Genomic DNA, 22,419 nt, shown 5'->3' on the forward strand with positions numbered 1-22,419 from the left:
AGCGGGCTCAATAAAGGCCGCCGGTGCCGGTCGTCAACCCACCTTCGATCACCGCTTCGCTTTCGGGCGGCGCCTGGGTTCCACCGGACATCGGCGCGCCCGAGGTCGCCACTTGGTCGCCGATCACCTTGGTCCTCGACGGCGGCTCCTCGCCGGGCTTGAAGGCCTCGAGAATGACGCCGTCATCGCCGAAGAGATCGCGCTGGCCACTTTTCACATTGATCGGGATGAGCTCGATGCCCTTCGGCACCCGGAACGGCGTCGCCGGCTTGTCGCGCAGCGCCATGCGCATGAAATCGGTGACCACGGGCGCCGCCAACTCGCCGCCGGTGCGGCCCTTGCCCATGGGCTTGGGATTGTCATAGCCGATATAGACGCCGACGGTCAGATCGGGCGTGTAGCCGATGAACCAGGCGTCGCGCTCGTCATTGGACGTGCCGGTCTTGCCGGCAACCGGCTTGCCGACGAGCCTGAGCTTCTTGCCGGTGCCGCGCTCGACGACGCCTTCCAGCATCGAGGTGATCTGATAGGCGGTATAGGGGTTCATCACCTCGGGGCGAATGTCGAACAATTCGGGCTCGGCCTGCTCCTGCCAAGCCTGATTGCCGCATTGATTGCATTCGCGCTTATCGTGCCGGTAGATGGTCTTGCCATAGCGGTCCTGCACCCGGTCGATCAGCGTCGGCTCGATCTTCTTGCCGCCATTGGCGATGATGCTGTAGGCGGTCGTCATCTTGAGCAGCGTCGTCTCGCCTGCCCCCAGCGCGTAGGACAGCTGGTTCGGAACCCGATCATAGATGCCGACCCGCTGGGCGAGATCGCTGATCTTGCTCATGCCGAGATCGTTGGCGAGGCGCACCGTCATCACGTTGCGCGACTGCTCGATGCCGCGGCGCAGCGTCGAAGGACCGTAATATTTGCGCTGATAGTTGCGCGGCCGCCAGATTTCGCCGTTCGACATCTTGAACTCGATCGGCGCATCGAGAATGACCGATGATGGCGTGTAGCCATTGTCGAGAGCGGCGGCGTAGACGAAGGGCTTGAAGGAGGAGCCCGGCTGGCGCAACGCCTGCACGGCGCGATTGAACTGGCTCCTGCCATAGGAGAAGCCGCCGACCAGGGACAAAACGCGGCCCGTATGCGGATCCATGGCGACGAGCGCCCCTTCGACATCGGGGACCTGGGCCAGATGGAACTGGCCCGCCGTGCTGTCGGGCGCCACATAGACGACATCGCCCACCGAGAGCACGTCCGTCGCTGTCTTGATCTCGGGCCCAAGCTTGCTGCCGTCGATATATTTGCGCGCCCAGGTCATCAGGGCGACGGGAATGGTGCCGGTTTCACGGTCCCTGGCGACTCCGGTCGAGAGTGTCTGAGGCTGCAGGCCGATCTTGGCGCCCGCCTCGCCCACTTCGAGCACGACCGCGAGCCGCCACGGATCGAGATCCGAGGGGACCTCGATCTTGGCAATGGTCTCGCCCCAGTCACCATCGATCGCGACATTCTTGACCGGACCGCGGAAGCCGCGCTTGCGGTCGAAGGTGATGAGGCCGCGGGCGAGCGCCTGGCGGGCATAGATCTGCAGCTTGGGCTCGAGCGTGGTGCGCACCGACAAACCGCCGGTCATCAGCTTCTTCTCGCCATAGATCTGGGCAAGCTCGCGGCGCGCTTCCTCGGCGAAGGATTCAGCGGCGAAGAGTCTGGCGCCGAAGGGGCGCGGATTGACCTCGAGCGGCTGGCCTTGCGCCGCATCGCGCTCGGCCTTGGTGATGTAGCCGTTGTCATACATCTCGTTCAGCACCCAGTTGCGCCGCTCGACGGCGCGCTTAGTCTGCTTGAACGGGTGATAGTTGTTGGGGCCCTTGGGCAGAGCCGCGAGATAGGCGATCTCCTCGAGCGAGAGATCGTTCAGCGACTTGCCGAAATAATTGAGCGAGGCGGCGGCCACGCCATAGGAGTTCAGGCCGAGGAAAATCTCGTTGAGATAGAGCTCGAGAATCTGGTCCTTGTTGAAGGCTTGCTCGATGCGATGCGCCAGGATCGCTTCCTTCACCTTGCGCTCGACGGAACGCTCGTTGGTGAGAAGGAAGTTCTTGGTCACTTGCTGGGTGATGGTGGAGGCGCCGACGATCTGCCCCTTGCCCGTCGCCTTGACCTCGATATAGCGCAAGCCCGCTGCCGCGAGGCCCGGCCAGTCCAGGCCCTGATGCTGATAGAAAGTCTTATCTTCCGCTGAGATGAAAGCCTGGATGAGCTTTTTCGGGATATCGTTGATCGGCACGAAGAGACGGCGCTGCTCGGCATATTCGGCGACCAGCGTACCGTCGGCGGCGTGCACCCTGGTCATCACCGGGGGCTCATATTGGGCAAGCTGCTTATAGTCCGGCAGGCCCTGGGACATGTCCCAGATCACATAACTCACGCCGGCGGCAACGCCCAGAAAGGCGATGAATCCCACCGTGAACAGCCAACCTAGAAATCTCAGCATGTTTCCCCTGAGATAGCCTCAGATCCCCAAGAACAATCGTTGGATCAGCGCTTTAGCACGCTTCACGCCGCCTGCCCAATTACTGTTTTGGCAGGCCTAGAAGTCAAATGTGGCGGGCTTCTGGCACCTTCCGCAACTATTTACTGGCGCTGGGCGATCTCGGTCGAGAAATAGGCATCTATGGCTTTCGTCATCGCCGTCGCGACCTCTGCCTGCCACTTGGGCGACACCAGAAGGGCTTCGTCGGCCTTGCTCGAGAGATAGCCGAGCTCGAGCAGGACGGAAGGGACATCGGGCGCCTTCAGGACCACGAATCCGGCCGAGCGCATCGGCTTGCCGGTCATGTGGGTGACGAGCCCAAGCTGCGTCGTCGCCTTCTTGGCGAAGAAGGTCGAGTGATTCTTCGTCTCGCGCTGGGCGAGTTCGATCAATATGTCGGTGACTTCCTCATTCTCGGTCGCGAGATCCATGCCGCCGATGATGTCGGCGCGGTTTTCCTTCTGCGCCAGCGCTTCGGCCTCGGCGTCTGAGGCCTTGTCGGAGAGCGTATAGAGTGTCGCTCCCCTTACCGACCTCCCGCGCACCGTGTCGGCATGGACGGCGATGAACAGGTCGGCCTGATTCTTGCGGGCGACGCCGACCCGCTGCTTGAGCGAAAGGAACGTGTCGTTATCGCGCGTCAGCACCACCTCATAGTTCTTGTTCTCTTTCAGCCGGTCGCGCAGGACGCGGCTGAAAGCGAGGACGACATCCTTCTCGCGGGTGCGGCGCACGCCGACGGCGCCGGGATCGACGCCGCCATGGCCCGGATCGATCACGATGACGCGGCGGCCGTCGGCGCGCTTCGCCGGCATGGCGCGTTCGGCCGCGGACGGATTGGGCTCGCTGCCGGGTTTGGGCGGTGGCAATGGCGCAATCGTCGCGGTCTGCGTCGTGTCGTCCACCACGCTCGCTTCCGTCTGTGGCAGGTCTTGCGCGCCTCGCCGCGGCGAACGGTTCGCCTGGTCGGCGGCATGCGCCATCATGAAGGTCTTCTCGTCGGTCTTGACCAGATCGACGACGAGACGGGCGGGCTGGCCCGCCTCGGGCTTCACCAGAAAGGACTTGCCGATGAGGACCGGCCCCGTCGCATCGATCACGATGCGGGCATGGCCATTGCCCAGGGGACCGAAGCGATAGGCGCTCACCAGGCCCAGAGGCTCGCCGCCGGCATTGGGCGGAAGGTCGAAGCTGACGTCGGGCAGATCGATCATGACCCGATAGGGATTGGGCAGGACATAGACGCTGTAGCTCACCGGACGGCTGAGATCGGCGACAAAACGGGTCTTGCTGTCATCGCCCGCCACCCGGGCGGCAAGTGCGGTCACGGGCTTCGCGTCCGCGGCCACCGGCGCCGCATTCGCCGCGGCGAGTGTCAGCATCACTATAAAGAGAGCGCCTAACCCCCAATTTTTATAAGGAAAAGCCGGCATCACCCGTTTGACCCAAATCATCGGGACGAAGCCTACGGGGTGGTGGTTAACTCAAAGTTTCCAAAGGCCTAAGAAATATTCCCCAGGGTTATCTACCTAAGCTTGCCAAACTGCCCGCGTCTGCCTAAACAGGCACTAACCCTCCTGGGGGCGAGTTGGACCTTTGGGTCCGTGAGCGAGGCCTCAGGAAGCGTCGAATTCCGCTAACGGACGGGCTTCCGGGATCTTAACGATAGCCCCTTCGGATGCGTTTCAGTACGGGCCCGCAATAGGGCGGTCCCACTGCCCTTTTGGGGTGGCACCCAGATGACGGGGCAGATGCGTTGAACCGTTCCGGCACGGCCGGGACATGTGGATAACAACAGGCATGAATCATCCCACGCTGACAATTTCTCCGGACTGGCCGCCAAGGGCAGCCGCTTCGGACAGCGCGCGGTTGCGCCTTGCGCAAACCATGCCTCTTACGCGCGCGCCGGCGCCTTGGCCTTCACACCGTCTCCTGCCCGGAATCGAGACAGAAGCTGCCTTGCCGCCCGCCGCTCTAAAGGATAATGACATATGGGCAGCAAAATGCTCATCGACGCCACCCATGCGGAAGAGACCCGCGTCGTGGTGGTTCGCGGCAATCGCATCGAAGAATTCGATTTCGAAAGTGCCGCACGCAAGCAACTAAAAGGCAACATCTATCTCGCCAAGGTGACGCGCGTCGAGCCGTCGCTGCAGGCCGCCTTCGTCGATTACGGCGGCAACCGTCACGGTTTCCTCGCCTTCTCGGAAATCCATCCCGACTACTACCAGATCCCGGTAGCCGACCGGCAGGCGCTCCTGCGCGAGGAAGAGGAAGACGCCCGCCATCAGGCCGAAGACGACGTTCACTCGACAAGGAACGAGGGCCGCGACAATTACGAGGCGCCGCATGACGATGCTCACCATGATGACGCGCAGAACGATGAAGATGCCGAAAGCGCGGCTGAAGCAAGTGGCGGCGAGGAATCAGAGGCGAGCACCGGAGCCGCAGGCCCCGAGACCAGCGAGGCCGAGCCCGTCGCCGCCCCCCATGTCGAGCACGGCCTTCCCGCCGAGATCGGCGATGGCATAGAGACGGTCGAAGAGGACGCCGAGGCGCAGAAGGTCGATTCGGTCGGCGCCGAGGATGCGCTCGAGGAAGTGCCGCAGCGCCGCCGCCGTCCGCAACGGCGCGTCTACAAGATCCAGGAAGTCATCAAGCGCCGCCAGGTCATCCTGGTGCAGGTCGTCAAGGAAGAGCGCGGCAACAAGGGCGCGGCACTCACCACCTATCTTTCGCTCGCCGGCCGCTATTGCGTGCTGATGCCCAATACCGCGAGAGGCGGCGGCATCTCGCGCAAGATCACCGATTCCACCGATCGGCGCCGCCTCAAGGAAGTGACGCGTGACATCGAGGTGCCGACCGGCATGGGCCTCATCGTGCGCACCGCCGGCGCCCAGCGGACCAAGAACGAGATCAAGCGCGACTTCGACTACCTGATGCGCCTGTGGGAGAACGTGCGCGACCTGACGCTCTCGTCCACCGCCCCCGCCCTCGTCTATGAGGAAGGCAGCCTGATCAAGCGCTCGATCCGCGACCTCTACAGCAAGGATGTCGACGAGGTTCAGGTCGAGGGCGACGAAGCCTATCGCGAGGCGAAGGACTTCATGAAGATGCTCATGCCGAGCCATGCGCGCAACGTGAAGCCCTACAAGGATACGCGCCCGCTGTTCTCGCGCTTCCAGATCGAGACCCAACTCGACAGCCTGTTCTCGCAGACCGTGACGCTGCAGTCGGGCGGATACATGGTCATCAACCAGACCGAAGCGCTAGTCTCGATCGACATCAACTCGGGCAAAGCGACGCGCGAGCACAATATCGAGGACACGGCACTCAAGACCAATCTCGAGGCGTCCGACGAGATCGCCCGGCAGTTGCGCCTGCGCGACCTGGCCGGCCTCGTGGTCATCGACTTCATCGACATGGAAGAGAAGCGCAACAACCGCTCGGTCGAGCGCCGCCTCAAGGAAGCGCTGAAGAACGACCGCGCCCGCATCCAGGTCGGCCGCATCAGTCATTTCGGCCTGCTCGAGATGTCGCGCCAGCGTCTGAGGCCCAGCCTGCTCGAGGGTTCGACCCGCGTGTGCCCGCATTGCGAGGGCCGCGGCATCGTGCGCTCGGTCTCCTCATGCGCCCTTTCCGTCATGCGCGCCATCGAGGAGCATCTGATCAGCCGCAAGTCGGAGAACCTCACGGTCAAATGCCACCGCGACGTCGCCGCCTATGTGCTCAACGAGAAGCGCAATCACCTGCTCGATCTCGAAGCGTCCTACGGCATCTCGATCTTCATCGTGCCGAGCGACGACATCAAGGGTTCGCAGGCGCAGATCGAGCGCGCCGGCGAGCGTGCCGTCCCGCAGCGCAAGACCGCCGCGGCGCCGGTCAAGATCGACACCGCCTTCCAGGACCGGGAAGAGGAGCCGGAAGCCGAGGCGATCGAAGAGACCGAGGAGGACGAGGACACAGAGCGCCAGCCCGAGCGCGCCGAGGCCGAACAGGGTGGCAATGGCGATTCGTCGCGCCGGCGCCGGCGCCGGCGTGGACGCCGCGGCGGGCGGCGCGGACAGGAACGCGACCAGGCCTTCAATGGCGGCGAGCGTGAGAACATACCGGGGTTAGGCGACCAGCCGGAGCTCGAACCGCAGGCCGAGCTCGTCGAGGTGAGCGAGGACGAAACCGAAGTGCAGGAAGCCGGCGCGAGTGACACCGGCGAGCAGGACGCTCGTCCGGAGCGCGAACGCGGCCGCGGTCGCCGCGACAGATGGGGGCGTGGACGGCGCAATCGCAACCGCCATGAGCGTGGCGGCAATGGCGAGAGCGCCGAACATGTGGCTCAAGAGGCGCCGCAGCGCGAGGAACGTCATGAGGCCCGCCGGGAAGAGGCCCCGCCCGCCAAACCGGTGGCGAAGCCGGAACCCGAACCTGCCGCGGCACCGGCCGAAGCCTATCAGCCCCCCAAGTGGCAGCCGCCCGCGCCGACGGTCGTCGAGCGTCCGGCGCAGACGAAGTCCGGCTGGTGGAGCAAGCGTGGATAGCGCAGATCCGGAAAAGCGGGTGGCCGCCCTCGCGGCGGCCATCCACCGGTTTTCCGAAACGATCATGCGCCAACAAAACCGGCGCACTTTACCGTGAAACAGGATGGGGAGCCTCAAACTCGCCTCATTTGATCCCGAGAGACTTTGAATGACTTGGCGGCGCATCACAGGCTTGGTGTGTGCGACGAGCTTCGCCATAGCGTCGCTCGTGGGGCCTGCATTTGCGCAAGCCAAGAGAAGCGGTCCGTCGCTCATTCGCGATGCCGAGATCGAAAGCCTGATGCGGCTCTACACCAAGCCGATCTTCCAGGCGGCGGGGCTCAATCCGGGATCGGTGCATGTCTATCTCATCAACGATCCGCGCATTAACGCTTTCGTCGCCGGCGGCCAGCGCATTTTCATCAATACCGGCCTCCTGACCCAGGCGAAGACGCCCAATGAGGTGATCGGCGTTCTCGCCCATGAAACCGGTCATATTTCCGGCGGCCATCTCGCCCGAATGCAGAACGAGATCGATCGCAAGAGCACCATTGCGATCATCGGCATGCTGCTGGGAGCGGCCGCCGTTGCCGGTGGTGCCGTGGCCGGTGAAGGCGAGCTCGCGCAAGCGGGCGGTGGCATCATGATGGGGGCGCAGGGCCTTACCCAGCGCCTGGTCTTGAGCTATGCGCGTGCCATGGAGGCCTCGGCCGACCAGGCCGCGATCAAATTCCTTACGGCGACCGGACAGTCCGGCAAGGGCATGTTGACCCTGTTCCAGAAGCTCGCCACCCAGTCGATGGCCTCGCTGCGCGATGTCAGCCCCTACGTGATGTCGCATCCGATGCCCCTCGACCGCATCCGCAATCTCGAGGTCGAGGCCAAGGCGAGCAAATATTTCGACACGCCCGACAAGCCGGAAATCATGATGCGTCACAAGCTGATGCAGGCAAAGCTCGTGGGCTTCCTGCAGCCAATGCAGACGGTGTTCCAGCGCTATCCGACATCCGATACCAGCCTGCCCGGGCGCTATGCGCGCGCCATCGCCATGTTCCGCAGCGGCGACACGCGCAATGCGGTCAAGGTGATCGACACCTTGATCCGCGACCTGCCGAGCGATCCCTATTTCCATGAGCTGAAGGGCCAGGCGCTGCTGGAAGGCGGCCAGCCGGCTCAGGCCGTGGCGCCGCTGCGCCAGACGATCAAGATGCTGCCCAACAGCGGGCTCATCCGCATCATGCTGGCGCAGGCCCTGCTCGGCACCGAGAACCGGGCCAATGCGCAAGCCGCGCTGAGCGAGCTCCGGCTGGCGCGCAAGACCGAGGACGATACGCCCGCCCTCTATCAGCTCATGGCCATGGCCTATGGCCAGATTGGCGACATTCCGCGCGCCGACCTCGCCACGGCGGAAGCCGCCTATTACCGGGGCGACAAGAAGCTGGCCGAGGAAAAGGCCAAGGTCGCCATGCGGACGCTCAAGCGGGGGTCGCCCGACTGGTTGCGCGCTAACGACATTTTGAACTTCGTTAACCGGGAGTAAGTGGACCCACCCCGCAAAAGGGTGCATGGTGACCCGCTCTCCTTTTCGCTCAAGGACCATTGATGCTGAAGCTCATCCGCGCCTGCCTGATCGTCTTCGCCGCCCTTTTCGTCCTGCCCGTCCAGGCGGCCGAATTCAGCCCCGAGCAGAAAAAGGAGCTCGGCGACTTCATCCGCCAGTATCTCATGGAGAATCCGGAAGTCGTGCGCGATGCGATGCAGGAGCTCGAGCGCAAGCAGCAAATGGCCGAGGATCAGGCCCGCACCGACTCGCTCAAGAGCATGTCGTCGGAAATCTTTCGCAGCAGCGACGACCTCGTCGGCGGCAATCCCGAAGGCAAGGTCACGCTGGTGGAGTTCTTCGATTACAATTGCGGCTACTGCAAGCGCGCCTTTCCCGATGTCATGAAGATGATCGACGGCGACAAGGACCTGAAGGTGGTGATGAAGGAATTCCCCATTCTGGGCCCGGGATCGGTCTATGCCGCGCGCGCCGCGCTGGCTTCGCGCAAGCAGGGCAAATACTGGGAATATCACCTCGCCATGATGGCGCATGAGGGCCGGATCGACGAGCAGGTCGCCGACCAGATCGCCGAAGCCACCGGCCTCGATGTGAAGAAGCTCAAAGCCGACATGGAGGGGGACGAGGTCAACCAGGTCATCGCCCGCAACATGCAATTGGCCGATTCTCTCAAGATCCAGGGCACCCCCGCCTTCATCATCGACGAGACCGTCATCCCCGGGGCGGTCGGCTTTGACGCGCTTGCCGCGGCCGTCAAGCAGGTGCGCGACAATGGCGGGTGTAAGCTTTGCTGAGGCTACCCTGAGGATAGGCTGAGCCCTCCTCCTTCCCGAAACCGGGCTGACCGCTTATAAGCGCTCTCATGAAACCTGTTTATGTCATAAACGGGCCCAATCTGAACATGTTGGGTCTGCGCGAGCCCGATGTTTACGGCAAGGAGACGCTCGCCGGCCTCGAGGAGCGCTGTCGGCGCAAGGCTCAGGCGCTGGGGCTCGACATCTCATTCCGCCAGAGCAATATCGAGGGCGAGCTCGTGTCCTGGATCCAGGAAGCCCGCAACGCCGCCAGCGGAATCATTCTCAATGCTGCCGCCTATACGCACACCTCGATCGCCATCCACGATGCGCTGAAAGTAGCCCAGATCCCGATCATCGAGGTCCATCTCAGCAACATCTACAAGCGCGAGCCTTTCCGTCATCACAGCTACGTCTCGCCGGTTGCCGATGGCGTGCTGTGCGGCTTCGGCGGGCAAGGCTATGAGCTCGCCATCGACGCCATCCACGAGATCCTGACAAAAAAGAAGGGGTAATCCTGATCATGCCCGCGAAGAAGACAGCGCCGCCCCCCAAGCCGCCATCGGACAAGTCCGAGCTTGGGCTGATCCGGGACCTGGCCGACCTCCTCAACGAGACGGGGCTCACCGAGATCGAGCTGGAGCAGAAGGGGGTCAGGGTCAGGGTCTCGCGCGGCGGCACGGTCTATGCGGCGGCCCCCGCCGCCCCGGTGGCGCTCGCGGGTGCTGCGGCAGCACCGCCGGCGGCCGCGGCTCAACCGACGGCTCCGTCCGTACCGGCGGATGCCGTCAAATCGCCGATGGTCGGCACCGTCTATCGGGCGGCGCAGCCGGGCGCCCCCAATTTCGTCGAGGTCGGCGCCGAGGTTAAGGCCGGCCAGACGCTCCTCATCATCGAGGCGATGAAGACGATGAATCAGATCCCGGCCCCTCGCGCCGGCAAGGTCACCCAGATCTATGTGCAGAACGGGAGCCCGGTCGAATATGGCGAAGCCCTGGTCCTCATAGAGTAGCGCGATGTTCGACAAGATCCTCATCGCCAATCGCGGCGAGATCGCCCTGCGCGTGATGCGCGCCTGCCGCGAGCTCGGCATCCACACCGTCGCCGTGCATTCGACGGCGGACGAAGAAGCCATGCATGTCAGGCTTGCCGATGAGAGTGTCTGCATCGGCCCGCCGCCGGCGCGCGACAGCTATCTCAACATTCCCGCCATCGTGGCGGCCTGCGAGATCACCGGCGCCGAGGCCGTGCATCCGGGCTACGGCTTCCTGTCGGAGAACGCCCGTTTCGCCGAGATCCTCGAAGAGCACAAGATCAAGTTCATCGGGCCCTCGTCCAACCATATCCGCATCATGGGCGACAAGATCGAAGCCAAGCGCACCGCCAAGGAGCTCGGCATTCCGGTCGTGCCGGGCTCGGAAGGCGGCATCAACGACTTGGGCGAGGCGCGGCGCATCGCCAAGGACATCGGTTATCCGGTGCTGATCAAGGCGACGGCGGGCGGCGGCGGGCGCGGCATGAAAGTGGCGCGCTCCGAGACCGAGCTCGAGAATGCCATCCAGACCGCCCAGGCCGAGGCCAAGGCCGCCTTCGGCAATGGCGATGTCTATCTCGAGAAATATCTGGAAAGGCCGCGCCACATCGAAATCCAGGTGCTGGGCGACGGCCAGGGCCGTGCGGTGCATCTGGGCGAGCGCGATTGCTCGCTGCAGCGGCGCCATCAGAAGATCTGGGAGGAGGCTCACTCCCCTGCCCTCAATGCGGCGCAGCGCGAGGCCATCGGCGGGCGCGTGGCGCGCGCCATGCAGAAGCTCGGCTATGAAGGCGTCGGCACCGTCGAATTCCTCTATGAGAACGGCGAATTCTATTTCATCGAGATGAACACCAGGCTCCAGGTCGAGCACCCGGTGACCGAGATGCTGACCGGCCTCGATCTCGTGCAGGAGCAGATCCGCGTCGCCGCGGGCGCCCAGCTCAAATATGAGCAGAGCGACATCGTCTTCTCCGGCCACGCCATCGAATGCCGCATCAATGCGGAGAATCCGACGACCTTCGCGCCCTCGCCCGGAAAGGTCGAGTATGTCCATGTGCCGGGGGGCCTTGGCGTGCGCATCGATTCGGCACTCTATGCCGGCTACCGCATCCCGCCCTATTATGACAGCCTGATCGGCAAGCTCATCGTCTTCGGCAAGTCGCGCACCGAATGCCTGATGCGCCTGCGCCGCGTGCTCAACGAATATGTCATCGAAGGCGTCGAGACGACCATCCCGCTGTTCCAGCGCCTGGTCGCGGAACCGGACATCATCGATGGGCATTATGACATTCATTGGCTTGAGAAATATCTGATCAACAGTACCTGAATGTCGACCATCACCCCGCAGATCCTGCTCAAGGCCTATGCCGCCGGGATTTTCCCGATGGCGGAAAGTGCCGAGGACAATGCGCTCTACTGGGTTGAGCCCGAGGAGCGCGGCATTTTCCCGCTCGACGGCCTGCATATCTCGCATTCCTTGCGCAAGCGCGTGCGCCAGCGCCGCTTCGACATCCGCATCGATACCGCCTTTCAGGACGTGATCGCGGCCTGCGCCGAGAAGAAGCACGACCGCAAGACGACCTGGATCAACCAGCGCATCAAGTCGCTCTATGGCCAGCTCTTCAAGATGGGCTGCTGCCATTCGGTCGAGTGCTGGCGGGACGAGCGGCTGGTCGGCGGGCTCTATGGGGTCCGGATCGGGGCCGCCTTCTTCGGCGAGAGCATGTTCTCGCGCGAGACGGATGCGAGCAAGGTGGCGCTCGTGCATCTGGTGGCGCGCCTGAAGGCCGGCGGCTTCCATCTGCTCGATGCGCAATTTACCACGCCGCATCTCGAAAGCATGGGCGCCCGCACGATCAGCCGTGTCGACTATCACGCTTTGCTCGAACGCGCGATCGACCAGGACGCCGAATTCTTCAAATTCGCGGGCGATCGCGATCCGGAAGCGGTGCTGCGGCTGGCGAGCAAGGCCGCATAACTTCACATGATGCCGCCGGTGACGGCGAAGGCGCCGGCCGTGCGTCCGTCGGCCAGGTGGACAATGGCGGTGATGATTGATCCATAAGGCTTCCGCCACACGCTGTGCAGTCTTGCATGCTCGGCCGAAGCCACGGCCCTGCGCACCTTGAACAACGGGCCCGGGACGAGGATTTCGGCAGGCTCTCCGTTCACATGGATCTGCACGATGGCACCTGACATGTCGATGGGTTCCTCCGAGCTCACCTCCACCTGCGCCATCACCTCGTCGAACACGGCATCCACCGCATGCATCTCGGCCTCGATGGTGATCTTCAAATCCGCTCTCGCGCTCTCCGCGACTGAGCGGCGCGCCGTGAAAACATCGTCTGGCAGCTCCGGCGTGCGCGGCGGCCTGACGCGAAGCCCGGCGGCCCGGTCGAATTCGGCGGCGAAGCACAGCAGCCGCGTGTCGTCATAGGCCTTGCCGGCGATCGTCATGCCGACCGGCATGCCGATATCGGGCATGATCCCCATCGGCACCGTCACCGTCGGAATGCCGAGATGGCGCCAGACCAGATTGCCATTGGCGACCCAGGTCCCGTTGCGCCAGGCGAGCCGCGCCGACTCCTCGTTCACATCGGCATCGGCCTTGCCGACATCGGCGACGGCAGGCAACACGACGGCATCGAGGCCGAGCGCTTCCATCCAGTCCTCGAAATCGATGCGCCGCGTCGCCTCGAGCCCCTTGAGACCCTCTTCCAGATCCGCAATCCCCGCCACCGGCGGCAAGCCAAGCCTCGCCAGGTCGACCAGGTTGCCGAGGCCCGCCTCGATAGGTTCAGGAAGCGTGCCGGGCGGCTGCGGGAAAATTTTGTCGCCATCGACGCCAGCGAGGTCCGGGAAAGCCGGGTCACCATTGGCGCGCAGGAAATCGTCAAACGCCCAGGCGCAAAGCGGGCCCAGTTCGTGGGTCTCGAAGCTCTTCGGCACGAGCCCCCTGTCGACCATCGACCGGGCGCCCGGGCGGTTGCGTTCGTAATTCGAGACCACGGGAAAATCGACCTCGATCACCTCGGCACCCAGCACTTCGAGCTGGCGCGCCGCCTTCTCCCAGAGCGCAATGACCGACGGCCGCGTCTCGATCGGCGCGGTCGCTTCAGTGTCGCGGCCGATATACATGCGCGGCACACCGAGCCGCGTTCCACGCAAGGCGCCCTCGACGGTGAGCTTCACATAGCTCTTAGGCCGCAGTGCCGAGCTTTTCGGTATCTCGACCCAGGGCTGGACGCGCCAGAAGTCGCCGCGGGCGATGTCATCGTCGGCGACGATGACGTCGAGCAATTCCAGCAGGTCATCGACGCCGCGCGTATGCGGCACGACGACGTCCATCGTCGGCACCAACGGCCAGTTGCCGCGCACCGAGATCACCCCGCGCGAGGGCGTATAGGCGACGAGGCCGTTATTCGAGGCGGGAGCGCGCCCCGACGACCATGTTTCTTCGCCGAGACCGAAGGCGGCGAAGCTCGCGGCCGTCGCCGTCCCTGAGCCGTTGGACGAGCCCGAGGCGAAAGCAGCCGTCAGATAGTCGCCATTGTAGGGGCTTTCGGCCCGGCCATAGACACCACGCTGCATGCCGCCATTGGCCATGGGCGGCATGTTGGTGAGGCCGATGAGAACGGCACCCGCTTCGCGCAGCCGCTCTATCGTGAAAGCATGGTCGCCGGCGACGAGATGCTCGAAAGCCGGCGAGCCCGCGGCCACCGTCAGCCCCTTCACCCGATAGCTGTCCTTGGCCGTGTAAGGTATGCCGTCCAGAGGTCCGAGCAGCTTCCCCGCGCGGCGCCGTCTGTCGGATGCCGCCGCCATTTCGAACATCGAAGGATCGAGCACCGGAACAGCGTTGAGCGCAATGCCGTGACGGTCGTAATGCGCGATGCGGCGCAAATAGGCGCCCACCAGCTCGACGCTGGTGACGATGCCGCTATCGAGGGCCTGGCGCAGTTCGGCGATCGAGGCTTCGACGAGATGGAATGCCTGGTTCACTCGGACACCACCTTGATCAGTCTTCCGGCTCTTCTTCCTCGCCGCCCGGCACAGGCTGGGTGTCCGGCACCTGCTCGATCACCGGCGGCGGCGCGTTGGGATCGCGGCAGCCGGTCAGCCACACATCGTAGATCGGATGCTCCACCGCGCTCAAGCCCGGGCTCTCGGCAAACATCCAGCCGGAGAAGATCTTCTTGCGCGTGTCGTCGGATTCGATCTCCTCGACCTCGACGAAGGACGTGGTGCGCGGCTCCTCGGTGACATCGCGCGTATAGCAGGCATCGGCCTTGATGAAGAGCCCGCCGAAGCGCTTCTGCTCGCCGATCTTCGCCTCGAACGTGGTGGTGAGGCCGGTGATCTTGTCGAGGCCGGCAAAAACGGCGATGGGATTGGAGACGCGCTCGGCCGCGGCCGGCGCAACCATCGCCATTAAAGCAACGAGTGGCAGGATACGTGTCATGATGTCCGCGCTTCGACCCGCAGGCGCACATAGTCCGCCGTCCAGTTGCCCTGGGCATCGCACAAAGCGGGCTCAAGGAGCTCTTCGGTCTCGTTCACGGCGGCGTCGAAATTCTCGCCGAACTGGTGGAAGAAGGGCGAGTTGAACAGCTTGAGCCAGGATGCCATGCCGGTCTTGAGCGGCGTCGGGCGCGGGATGAGCGCGATGCGCGCCACCGCGAAGCCTTGCGCCTCCAGGAGCCCCCGATAGGTTTCGACCGACGGGAAGAACCAGGGATGAGCGAGGCGGACATCCTTGCCATGGCGCATGGCGACCGCATGGAGCGCCGTCGTGATCGCCGCGACATTGCCGTGGCCGCCGAACTCCGCGACGAACCGGCCTTGCGGCTTGAGGGCGCGCGCGACGCCGGCAATCACCCGCTCCGGACGCGTCATCCAATGGAGTGCCGCATTCGAGAACACGGCATCGAATTCATTCGCGAAAGTGAGCGCCTCGCCATCCATCAGGCGCACATCGAGGCCCCGCGCCTGGCAGGCGCGCACGAAATCCTCGCTCGCATCGACGCCCACCACCCCAGCACCCTTGGCCGCGAGTTCCGCCGTCAGCACGCCGTCGCCGCAACCGAGATCGAGAATGCGCTCGCCGCTTTTGGGCGCGAGCCAGTCGAGCACGCCTGAGGCGAGGTCGGAGACGAAACGCGCATGCTCGTCATAGGACGCCGCCGACCAGGTCTGGCGGCGCGAGTCGCCACCTGTCATTGCGGCTGCGTTTCCGGCTGCGGCTGCGGCTCGGGCTCCGGCGCCGTCTCAGGCGCGGTCTCGGGCTGTGGCGGGGTCTGCGTGTTCTCCGCCGGCTTGTCGTCGCCTTTGCCCTTGCCGCTGTCGAACATCGCCGTCGAGATCAGCGTCCAGATATCGACGGACCCTTGCGTGTTGGTGATCTGCCCGCCATCGGCAAGGATCGTATCCGATCCGCCGGGATCGAGGGCGATGAAGTTCGAGCCCAGGAGGCCTTCGGATGTCACTTTCGCCGTCGTGTCGTCGGTGAGCTTCACCTTGGGATCGATCGACATGGTGACGACGGCCTGGTAGTTGTCCGGGTTCAGCGACTGGCTGACCACGGTCCCCACTTTGATGCCGGCAAGCCGCACATCGGTGCCGGTATTGACGCCGGCGATATTGTCGAATTCGGCCGTCAGCCTGTAGCCGCCCGTGGTGCTGCTCTTCCCCGAGGTCGTATAGGCGAAAGCGAAGAAGCCGGCGGCGATCAGGATGACCAGCGCGCCAATGGCGGTTTCAACAGTCGTGTTCTTCATGATGCGGTCCCTTGCGACCTCGGCCTTCTAGCGGTCTTTAGGGATTCGAGACAACCCGCAAATTGTGGCAGCAGCAGGCCGGAAAAAATGACTATTCCGGGCGCCACGCTTCATAATCGGGCTTGGCGACTTTCGGCCAGGTACTGCCCATGATGCTGCCCGGCGGACGATAGGCGCGCGCCGTGCCGGTGAGATTGGGCTGATGCGGCTTTTCCCATTCGCGCGGCTGGTAGTCGTTCTTCGTCGGGGGGTTGGCCTGGCGGTGATGCATCCAGCCATGCCAGCCGGGCGGGATCATCGAGGCTTCGGCATAGCCGTTATAGACGACCCAGCGGCGCTCTGCGATCGACTGCGGCAGCGCCGAGGGCGCGCGATAATAGCGGTTGCCGAACTCGTCCTCGCCGACGAACTCGCCCTTGCGCCAAGTATATAGCCACAGGCCCAGCGTCCGGCTGTTCCACCAGGTAAAGAACTGCTTGAGGAATTCGATCACGTCGTCACCTTTTGGGCCTTGATTGGCGGAATTAGCCGGTTTTGTCCAGCCCATCCTGAGCGCTCATTTCATGGCATCGACCAGGGTCAGGCCGTCCTTGGCCTCGAGCCCTCGGGCCTCCACGACCCTGACGGCAGGGATCGAGCGTATCAGCGCCGCCAGGCCCTCGCGTTCCGGCGCATCGGCCGGGAGCGGTGACGGCACCGCGTAAAGATGGAAACCGCGGCGCAGGCGCTCGCGCATGAGGCTCATGAGATAGACGGGATAGGTCTCCTGCGCCTTGCCGATCATTACATCGGTCTTCCACGCCCGCAGGACCAGGCGTTCATCGGGCTTGCCCGCCACCGGCTTCGTCCAGGTCAGGTCGGCGAGCCTGCCCTGATGCAGAGCCGGGCGCGGCGCAAGATCGCTGAGCGCGCGCTGCGGATCGAGATAGGCAAGCCCCAATGTCCAGGACCACTTGCCCTCTTCCGTCCAGCCCTCCTTGCCGAGCGCTTCGGCAAGCGGCGTCGGATCACCCGCCCATTGCACGCAGAACGGCTCTTCGCTGCGCCCGGCGAGATCGATGCGCTGCCGGGGCAGGCTCGCCCAGGACCCGGATTCCCACTGCTCGCGATCGTAGAGAACGATCGCCTCGCGCGGCGCATAGGTCTCGGCATTGGCCGGATAGTCGCGCGAGATATGGATCGATCCGGCGACAGCGAAGGCGAGCAAGGTCGCGACCGTCAGACCCCAGGGTATGATGCGGCGCGACGGCACCGCTTCGATGGCGATGCCGAAGGCGGCGATCATGACCGCGCCGAACAGGAAGCCGCCCAGCACATCCGACATCCAATGGGCGCCGAGATAGATGCGCGAATAGGCGATGGCGATGACGGCGATGCCGGCGGCGGCGAATACCACCGCCTTGCCCCAGCTTCTGAGACCATGGCTCGCCAGCACCGCGAAGACGCCGAGCGTCACGGTGGCGAAGGTCGTGTGGCCGGAGGGAAAGCTGAAGACTTCCGGGAGCCCTGAGAGCTCGAGCGGCCGCGGCCGCTGCAGCCACAATTTCATCAAAGGCACGAACAGCCGCGCGGCGAGGATGGTGAGGAAGGCCGCGACCGCGATCCGCCATTCGCGCCGCCACAGGAGCCAGGCGACAATGGCGAGCCCCACCGCAACCATGACGAAGCCATCGCCCAGCATGGTGATGATGGTCATGATCTCGTCGCTCGGCGCGTTGCGCAGGCCCTGCATCATATTGTGGACCGAAAGATCGGCATCGATCAGCGTCGACTGGCCGAAGACGCTGCTCATGATGTGCAGGAAGGCGATGAAGGCGGTGACCGCGAGGGCAGCGAAGAGGATGATCGACAGCGATCCCGGGTGGGCGGGCGAGATGACGGCGCCGATGCGCGGCCAGAAGCGGCCCGGCTGTTTTTGCGCCCAGGCGGCGAAACTGTCCTGGGCGTTCTCGATGATTGGTCCGAGGCCGCCGATGAACAGGCGAATGAGCCAGCCCGCTATGGCGAGCAGCAGCAGCAGCAAGAGGAGGACGATCAGCAGTCTTTCGCTGAGCTCGCCCGCCATGGCCAGCACCTGGCCGAACAGCATGCCGGGCAGCACATGTGCCGCCGTCCAGAACAGGCCCGAGGTCACGTTGATGGTGGCGAAATAGACCTGCCCCATGCCGAACATGCCGACGATGCCCGGCACGACGGCTTTGACGCCGGGCACGAAACGGCCGATGGCGATCGACTTGCCGCCATGCCTGCGCACGAAATCCTCCCCGCGCGCGACGAGAACGGGATAGCGGTTGAGCGGCCACAATGTCTTGAGGCTGTTGCCGAACAGGCGTCCCGCCCAATAAGAGAGCTGATCGCCGAGGATCGCGCCGACGGCGGTGGCAATGAAGACCGGCCAGAATTCGAGATGCCCGGTCCCGACCAGCATGCCGGCCCCCACCAGCACCGCTGTCGAGGGCACGAACAGGCCGATGATGAGCAAGGCTTCCCCAAAGGCAATGAGGAAGACCACGGCGATCGCCCAGCCGGGATGCTGGGCAAAATAATCCAAATAAGGCTGTATATGCTCCATGCGGCCGGTGGTTCGTTAAGTCAGGAAAGTCACAAGGTTATTACGATGGGGCCTCGGGGGATGGTGGGGCCGACTTACCAAAAACCTCGTGTCGAGAACAAGGCGTAAAGGTCTGACTACGCCGAATCGCTTGATCCTGTCATCCTCGAATAAAGCGCCTGTCTTTGCTATTCATCACCTTCCAGCGCCCGGTTCCGATCAACGCATGACCTCCCCGTCCTCTCCCGATCGACTGACCGCCACCGCCGCCAGCTGGGCGGGCTTTGCCGCCATGTGCATCGGCATGTTCATGGCGATCCTCGACATCCAGGTCGTGGTGACCTCGCTCGCCGTGATCGAGGAGGCGCTCGCCATCGGCGCCGATCGGATGAGCTGGATTCAAACCGCCTATCTCATCGCCGAGATCATCGCCATTCCGCTGACCGGCCTGTTCATCCGCACGCTCGGCCTCAAGCGGACCTTCATCATCGCCTTGGCCGTCTTTACGCTCGCCTCCATCGCCTGCGCGGTGAGCTTCGATTTCGTCTCGCTGATCGCGGCGCGAGTCATCCAGGGCTTTGCCGGCGGCGTCCTCATCCCCCTGGTCTTCGCCGCCATATTCCTGCTGTTCCCGCGCCAAAACCATCCGCTCGCGACCACGATTGCCGGCGTGGTCGCGGTGCTGGCGCCGACGCTTGGACCGGTCGTCGGCGGCTGGATCACCGAGACCACATCCTGGCACTGGCTCTTTCTCATCAATGTCCTGCCCGGGATCGTCGCCATCGCCATCGCCTTCGTGAGCTTCGCCCCTGAACCCCGTGACCTCACCGGGCTAAGAAGCCTCGATTGGCTCTCCCTCATCTGTCTCGCTCTGGCCCTTGCCGCTTTTGAGATCGCCCTCAAGCAGGCGCCCGATGACGGCTGGACCTCGGGCACGGTGCTCGGACTTCTCGCAGCAACCGTCATCCTCGCCGCCGCCTTTGTCCAGCGCGCCCTCAAGGGCGAGAATGCCGTCGTCGATATCGCCCTCCTCGGCAACCGCAATTTCGCCGCCGGATGCATCTTGAGCTTCGCGCTCGGCGCCTCGCTCTTCGGCATGGTCTATCTCATGCCGGTCTTTCTCTCCTTCGTGCGCGGCCACGGCCCCTTGCGCATCGGCGAGATCATGCTGGTGACGGGCGCCGCCCAGCTCCTGATGGCGCCGGTCGCGGTGCAGCTCGAAAAACATGTCGACGCCCGCTGGCTGACGATCCTGGGCTTCACCGTCTTCGCCTTAGGGCTAGGCCTCAGCGCCCAGCAGACGGCCGATACCGACTATAATGAGATGTTCTGGCCGCAGGTCATCCGCGGCGCCTCGGTCATGCTGTGCCTCCTGGCGCCCACCCATATCGCGCTGGGCGGTCTCGCTCAGCATCAGATCGGCGACGGCAGCAGCCTGTTCAACATGATGCGCAATCTAGGCGGCGCCATCGGCATATCGCTCATCGACACCGTCATGTTCACGCGCGGACCGGAACATGCCGAGGCCCTCACCGATAAGCTCAAGGCCGGCGATCCCCAGACCCTCGACCTCTTCGGGCTGACCCCCGCCGATATCGAAGGCGGTCTCGATTCCATGCGGCTCCTCGACCTCATGCCCGATCTCGAGAAGCATTCGCTGGTGATGGCCACCAACGATGCCTGGGCGCTGCTGGCGGCCATCACGCTCACCGGCCTCGTGGCTTTGCTATTCGTCAGGAAACTGGATCAGCCTTCCGGCGACTTTACCCGCCGGCACTGACGCGTCGCAGAAATGTGACTTCGGCCTCGGCCGCGCGATGCTAGCCTGCGGGCGATGGTTCGCGGAGGTTACTTCATGCCGAGATGCTGGTTTTCCCTGCTTGCGGCAGCCATGCTCGCTTGCGCGATCGTCATTCCATCGCCCGTGGCCGCCGAAACGCAAGCCCGAGAAGCCACTGTTTCGGCAGTGAATGTGAAAGCTTTCGATGAAGCCTGGCAGGATGTGCGCGAGTCCTTCTACGATGCCAAGCTCAAGGGCCTCGACTGGAACGCCACGGGTCAGAAATATCGGGCGCGCGCCGGCGCGCCCGGCGCCGATGTGGCCCGGATCATCAATACGATGCTGGCGGAGCTCGATGCCTCCCATACCGGCTATTACACACCGGACGAGATCGCCTATTACGACCTCGCCGACATCTTCGCGGGAAGCCTCAGGCGCGACCTCGAGAAACGCTTCGCCAAGGGCGAAGTCACCTATCAAGGCGTCGGCATGGTCACGCGCGTGATCGACGGGCGGCATTTCATCAGCGGCATATTCGATGGCTTTCCGGCGGCACGGGCCGGGCTCATGGTGGGCGATGAGATCGTCACCGCCGACGGCTCGTCTTTCGCTCCCGTCCGATCTTTCGCCGACAAGGCCGGGCGGAAAGTCCGGCTTGCGATCCGGCGCGAGGCGCAGGGCCCGCTCACGACCGTCGAGGTCGTTCCGCAAGCCCTGCGCCCCAATGAAACCTTCCTCGCCGCCATGCAGAACGGCGCCCGCCTCATCGAAAAGGACGGCCGCAAACTGGGCTATGTCCACATCTGGTCCTATGCGCGACGCCAGTATCAGGAGCTTCTCGAAGAGCTCATCGGCGGGAAATTCAAGGACGCCGACGCCCTCATCTGGGACCTGCGCGACGGCTGGGGCGGCGCTCAGCCCGACTATCTCGACATCTTCAACGCGCGCGGGCCGACCATGACGCTCACCGGGCGCGACGGCGCCGAGACCGTGAATGCGCGATGGCGCAAGCCCGTCATCCTCATCATCAACAGCGGCACGCGCAGCGGCAAGGAAATACTGGCCTACGGTTTCAAGAAATATGGCTATGGCGAGATCGTGGGAACGAGAAGCGCCGGCGCGGTGCTGGCCGGGCGCGCCTTCATGCAAGCCAACGGCGACCTGCTGCTGATCGCCGTCGCCGACGTCGCGGTCGACAATGAGCGGCTGGAGGGCGTTGGGGTCTCACCCGACCATGATGTGCCTTTCGATATCCGCTATGCCAAGGGTGCGGATCCGCAACTGGCCGCGGCCATCGACATCCTGATGCGAAGACTCAACTAGCCGTTCCGTTGCCGACAAAGAATTCACTAACCGGGACAAAGCCGCGCCAGTTCTTTACGTGAGGACATGCATGCCCTCACTGCCGATAAATTACCCTTTCAAATACCCTTTCAATATCCTTTGCCTCGGGTTTTCCTGGCCCATGAAGCACCAATCGCCGGCGACAGGGCTGGCCGGGCTGCGCGCACCCGCGCGCGCAGAGAGAGCTCGTTATCCATCATGACGGCCCTCTCGAATTCGGGCGAGCGCTTGCGCGCAAGGACAGAGAGCGCGCTCGCCGCAGGCGCCAGGAAGCCCGCTTTGTGGCGCAGCAGCGCGACCTCCCGGCAACAAGCGCCGAGTTCCGCCAAGATCGTCAGGATGGTTTCGACGATGGTGGCGAACAACGCGGTGATCGTCGCCGCGTTTTGGCAAGGCGTTCTGGTCATATGACGGTTCCATTTGGGGAGCGAATTATAAAACAACGTGCCGGTAATGACTGTGGCCGGATCAAGTCCGGCCATGAACTGCGGGCACACTTTCTAATTCTGATATTTCCCGAACCACGCTTTGGCCCACG

Annotated in this window: 18 protein-coding genes; 9 read left to right on the top strand and 9 right to left on the bottom strand. The window is 63.9% G+C overall.

Going from position 1 to position 22,419, the window contains the following annotated elements; genetic code table 11:
- Positions 1–7 precede the first annotated feature (7 nt).
- Positions 8–2,488, bottom strand: coding sequence for a penicillin-binding protein 1A (locus tag DS839_RS04580; RefSeq protein ID WP_119269097.1), 2,481 nt, complete (start codon positions 2,486–2,488; stop codon positions 8–10).
- Between the two features lie 140 nt (positions 2,489–2,628).
- Complete coding sequence (locus DS839_RS04585; protein ID WP_162918302.1) at positions 2,629–3,909, bottom strand: N-acetylmuramoyl-L-alanine amidase; 1,281 nt, start codon at positions 3,907–3,909, stop codon at positions 2,629–2,631.
- Positions 3,910–4,518: 609 nt separating this feature from the next.
- Between DS839_RS04585 and DS839_RS04590 the strand changes: the two genes are divergently transcribed.
- From DS839_RS04590 to aat, 7 genes are all read left to right on the top strand, one after another.
- Complete coding sequence (locus DS839_RS04590) at positions 4,519–7,062, top strand: ribonuclease E/G (protein ID WP_119269098.1); 2,544 nt, start codon at positions 4,519–4,521, stop codon at positions 7,060–7,062.
- Positions 7,063–7,210: 148 nt separating this feature from the next.
- On the top strand, positions 7,211–8,581 hold the full coding sequence (locus DS839_RS04595; protein ID WP_119269099.1) for a M48 family metalloprotease: 1,371 nt from the start codon (positions 7,211–7,213) through the stop codon (positions 8,579–8,581).
- A 62-nt stretch (positions 8,582–8,643) separates the two neighbouring features.
- Entirely contained in the window at positions 8,644–9,396 is a 753-nt protein-coding gene (locus tag DS839_RS04600) for a DsbA family protein (RefSeq protein WP_119269100.1), read from the top strand.
- A gap of 68 nt (positions 9,397–9,464) precedes the next feature.
- Positions 9,465–9,911, top strand: coding sequence for a type II 3-dehydroquinate dehydratase (gene aroQ, locus DS839_RS04605; RefSeq protein WP_119269101.1), 447 nt, complete (start codon positions 9,465–9,467; stop codon positions 9,909–9,911).
- Between the two features lie 8 nt (positions 9,912–9,919).
- The gene (gene accB / locus DS839_RS04610) at positions 9,920–10,408 is read left to right on the top strand and encodes an acetyl-CoA carboxylase biotin carboxyl carrier protein (RefSeq protein WP_119269102.1); all 489 of its coding nucleotides are present in this window, start codon (positions 9,920–9,922) and stop codon (positions 10,406–10,408) included.
- Positions 10,409–10,412: 4 nt separating this feature from the next.
- Complete coding sequence (gene accC, locus DS839_RS04615) at positions 10,413–11,756, top strand: acetyl-CoA carboxylase biotin carboxylase subunit (protein WP_119269103.1); 1,344 nt, start codon at positions 10,413–10,415, stop codon at positions 11,754–11,756.
- On the top strand, positions 11,757–12,407 hold the full coding sequence (aat, locus tag DS839_RS04620; protein ID WP_119269104.1) for a leucyl/phenylalanyl-tRNA--protein transferase: 651 nt from the start codon (positions 11,757–11,759) through the stop codon (positions 12,405–12,407).
- 2 nt (positions 12,408–12,409) lie between these two features.
- Here the strand turns inward: aat and DS839_RS04625 are convergent, their stop codons facing one another.
- From DS839_RS04625 to DS839_RS04650, 6 genes are all read right to left on the bottom strand, one after another.
- Positions 12,410–14,431: an amidase gene (locus tag DS839_RS04625; protein WP_119269105.1), complete on the bottom strand. Its 2,022-nt coding sequence runs from the start codon at positions 14,429–14,431 to the stop codon at positions 12,410–12,412.
- 16 nt (positions 14,432–14,447) lie between these two features.
- Positions 14,448–14,861, bottom strand: a complete 414-nt coding sequence (locus tag DS839_RS04630; protein WP_119269106.1) for a DUF2155 domain-containing protein — start codon at positions 14,859–14,861, stop codon at positions 14,448–14,450.
- A 26-nt stretch (positions 14,862–14,887) separates the two neighbouring features.
- Positions 14,888–15,649, bottom strand: a complete 762-nt coding sequence (locus DS839_RS04635; RefSeq protein ID WP_119269107.1) for a class I SAM-dependent methyltransferase — start codon at positions 15,647–15,649, stop codon at positions 14,888–14,890.
- Positions 15,646–16,206, bottom strand: coding sequence for an outer membrane lipid asymmetry maintenance protein MlaD (mlaD, locus tag DS839_RS04640; RefSeq protein WP_119269108.1), 561 nt, complete (start codon positions 16,204–16,206; stop codon positions 15,646–15,648). Before mlaD ends, DS839_RS04635 begins: the two co-directional genes overlap by 4 nt.
- Positions 16,207–16,297: 91 nt before the next feature.
- Complete coding sequence (locus DS839_RS04645) at positions 16,298–16,699, bottom strand: NADH:ubiquinone oxidoreductase subunit NDUFA12 (protein ID WP_119269387.1); 402 nt, start codon at positions 16,697–16,699, stop codon at positions 16,298–16,300.
- A gap of 63 nt (positions 16,700–16,762) precedes the next feature.
- A complete protein-coding gene (locus tag DS839_RS04650) occupies positions 16,763–18,757 on the bottom strand; it encodes a bifunctional DedA family/phosphatase PAP2 family protein (protein ID WP_162918303.1) in 1,995 nt (664 codons plus the stop codon).
- Between the two features lie 226 nt (positions 18,758–18,983).
- Between DS839_RS04650 and DS839_RS04655 the strand changes: the two genes are divergently transcribed.
- Positions 18,984–20,537 carry a DHA2 family efflux MFS transporter permease subunit gene (locus DS839_RS04655; RefSeq protein WP_119269110.1) on the top strand — a complete coding sequence of 518 codons (1,554 nt, stop codon included), beginning with the start codon at positions 18,984–18,986 and terminating at the stop codon, positions 20,535–20,537.
- Positions 20,538–20,612: 75 nt separating this feature from the next.
- The gene (locus DS839_RS04660) at positions 20,613–21,860 is read left to right on the top strand and encodes a S41 family peptidase (protein ID WP_162918304.1); all 1,248 of its coding nucleotides are present in this window, start codon (positions 20,613–20,615) and stop codon (positions 21,858–21,860) included.
- A gap of 110 nt (positions 21,861–21,970) precedes the next feature.
- On the opposite strand, the gene DS839_RS04665 is transcribed toward DS839_RS04660, so the two are convergent.
- Positions 21,971–22,363 (bottom strand): hypothetical protein, encoded by a 393-nt coding sequence (locus tag DS839_RS04665; RefSeq protein ID WP_119269112.1) that lies wholly within the window; start codon positions 22,361–22,363, stop codon positions 21,971–21,973.
- Positions 22,364–22,419 lie beyond the last annotated feature (56 nt).

Source organism: Taklimakanibacter deserti (assembly GCA_003574785.1).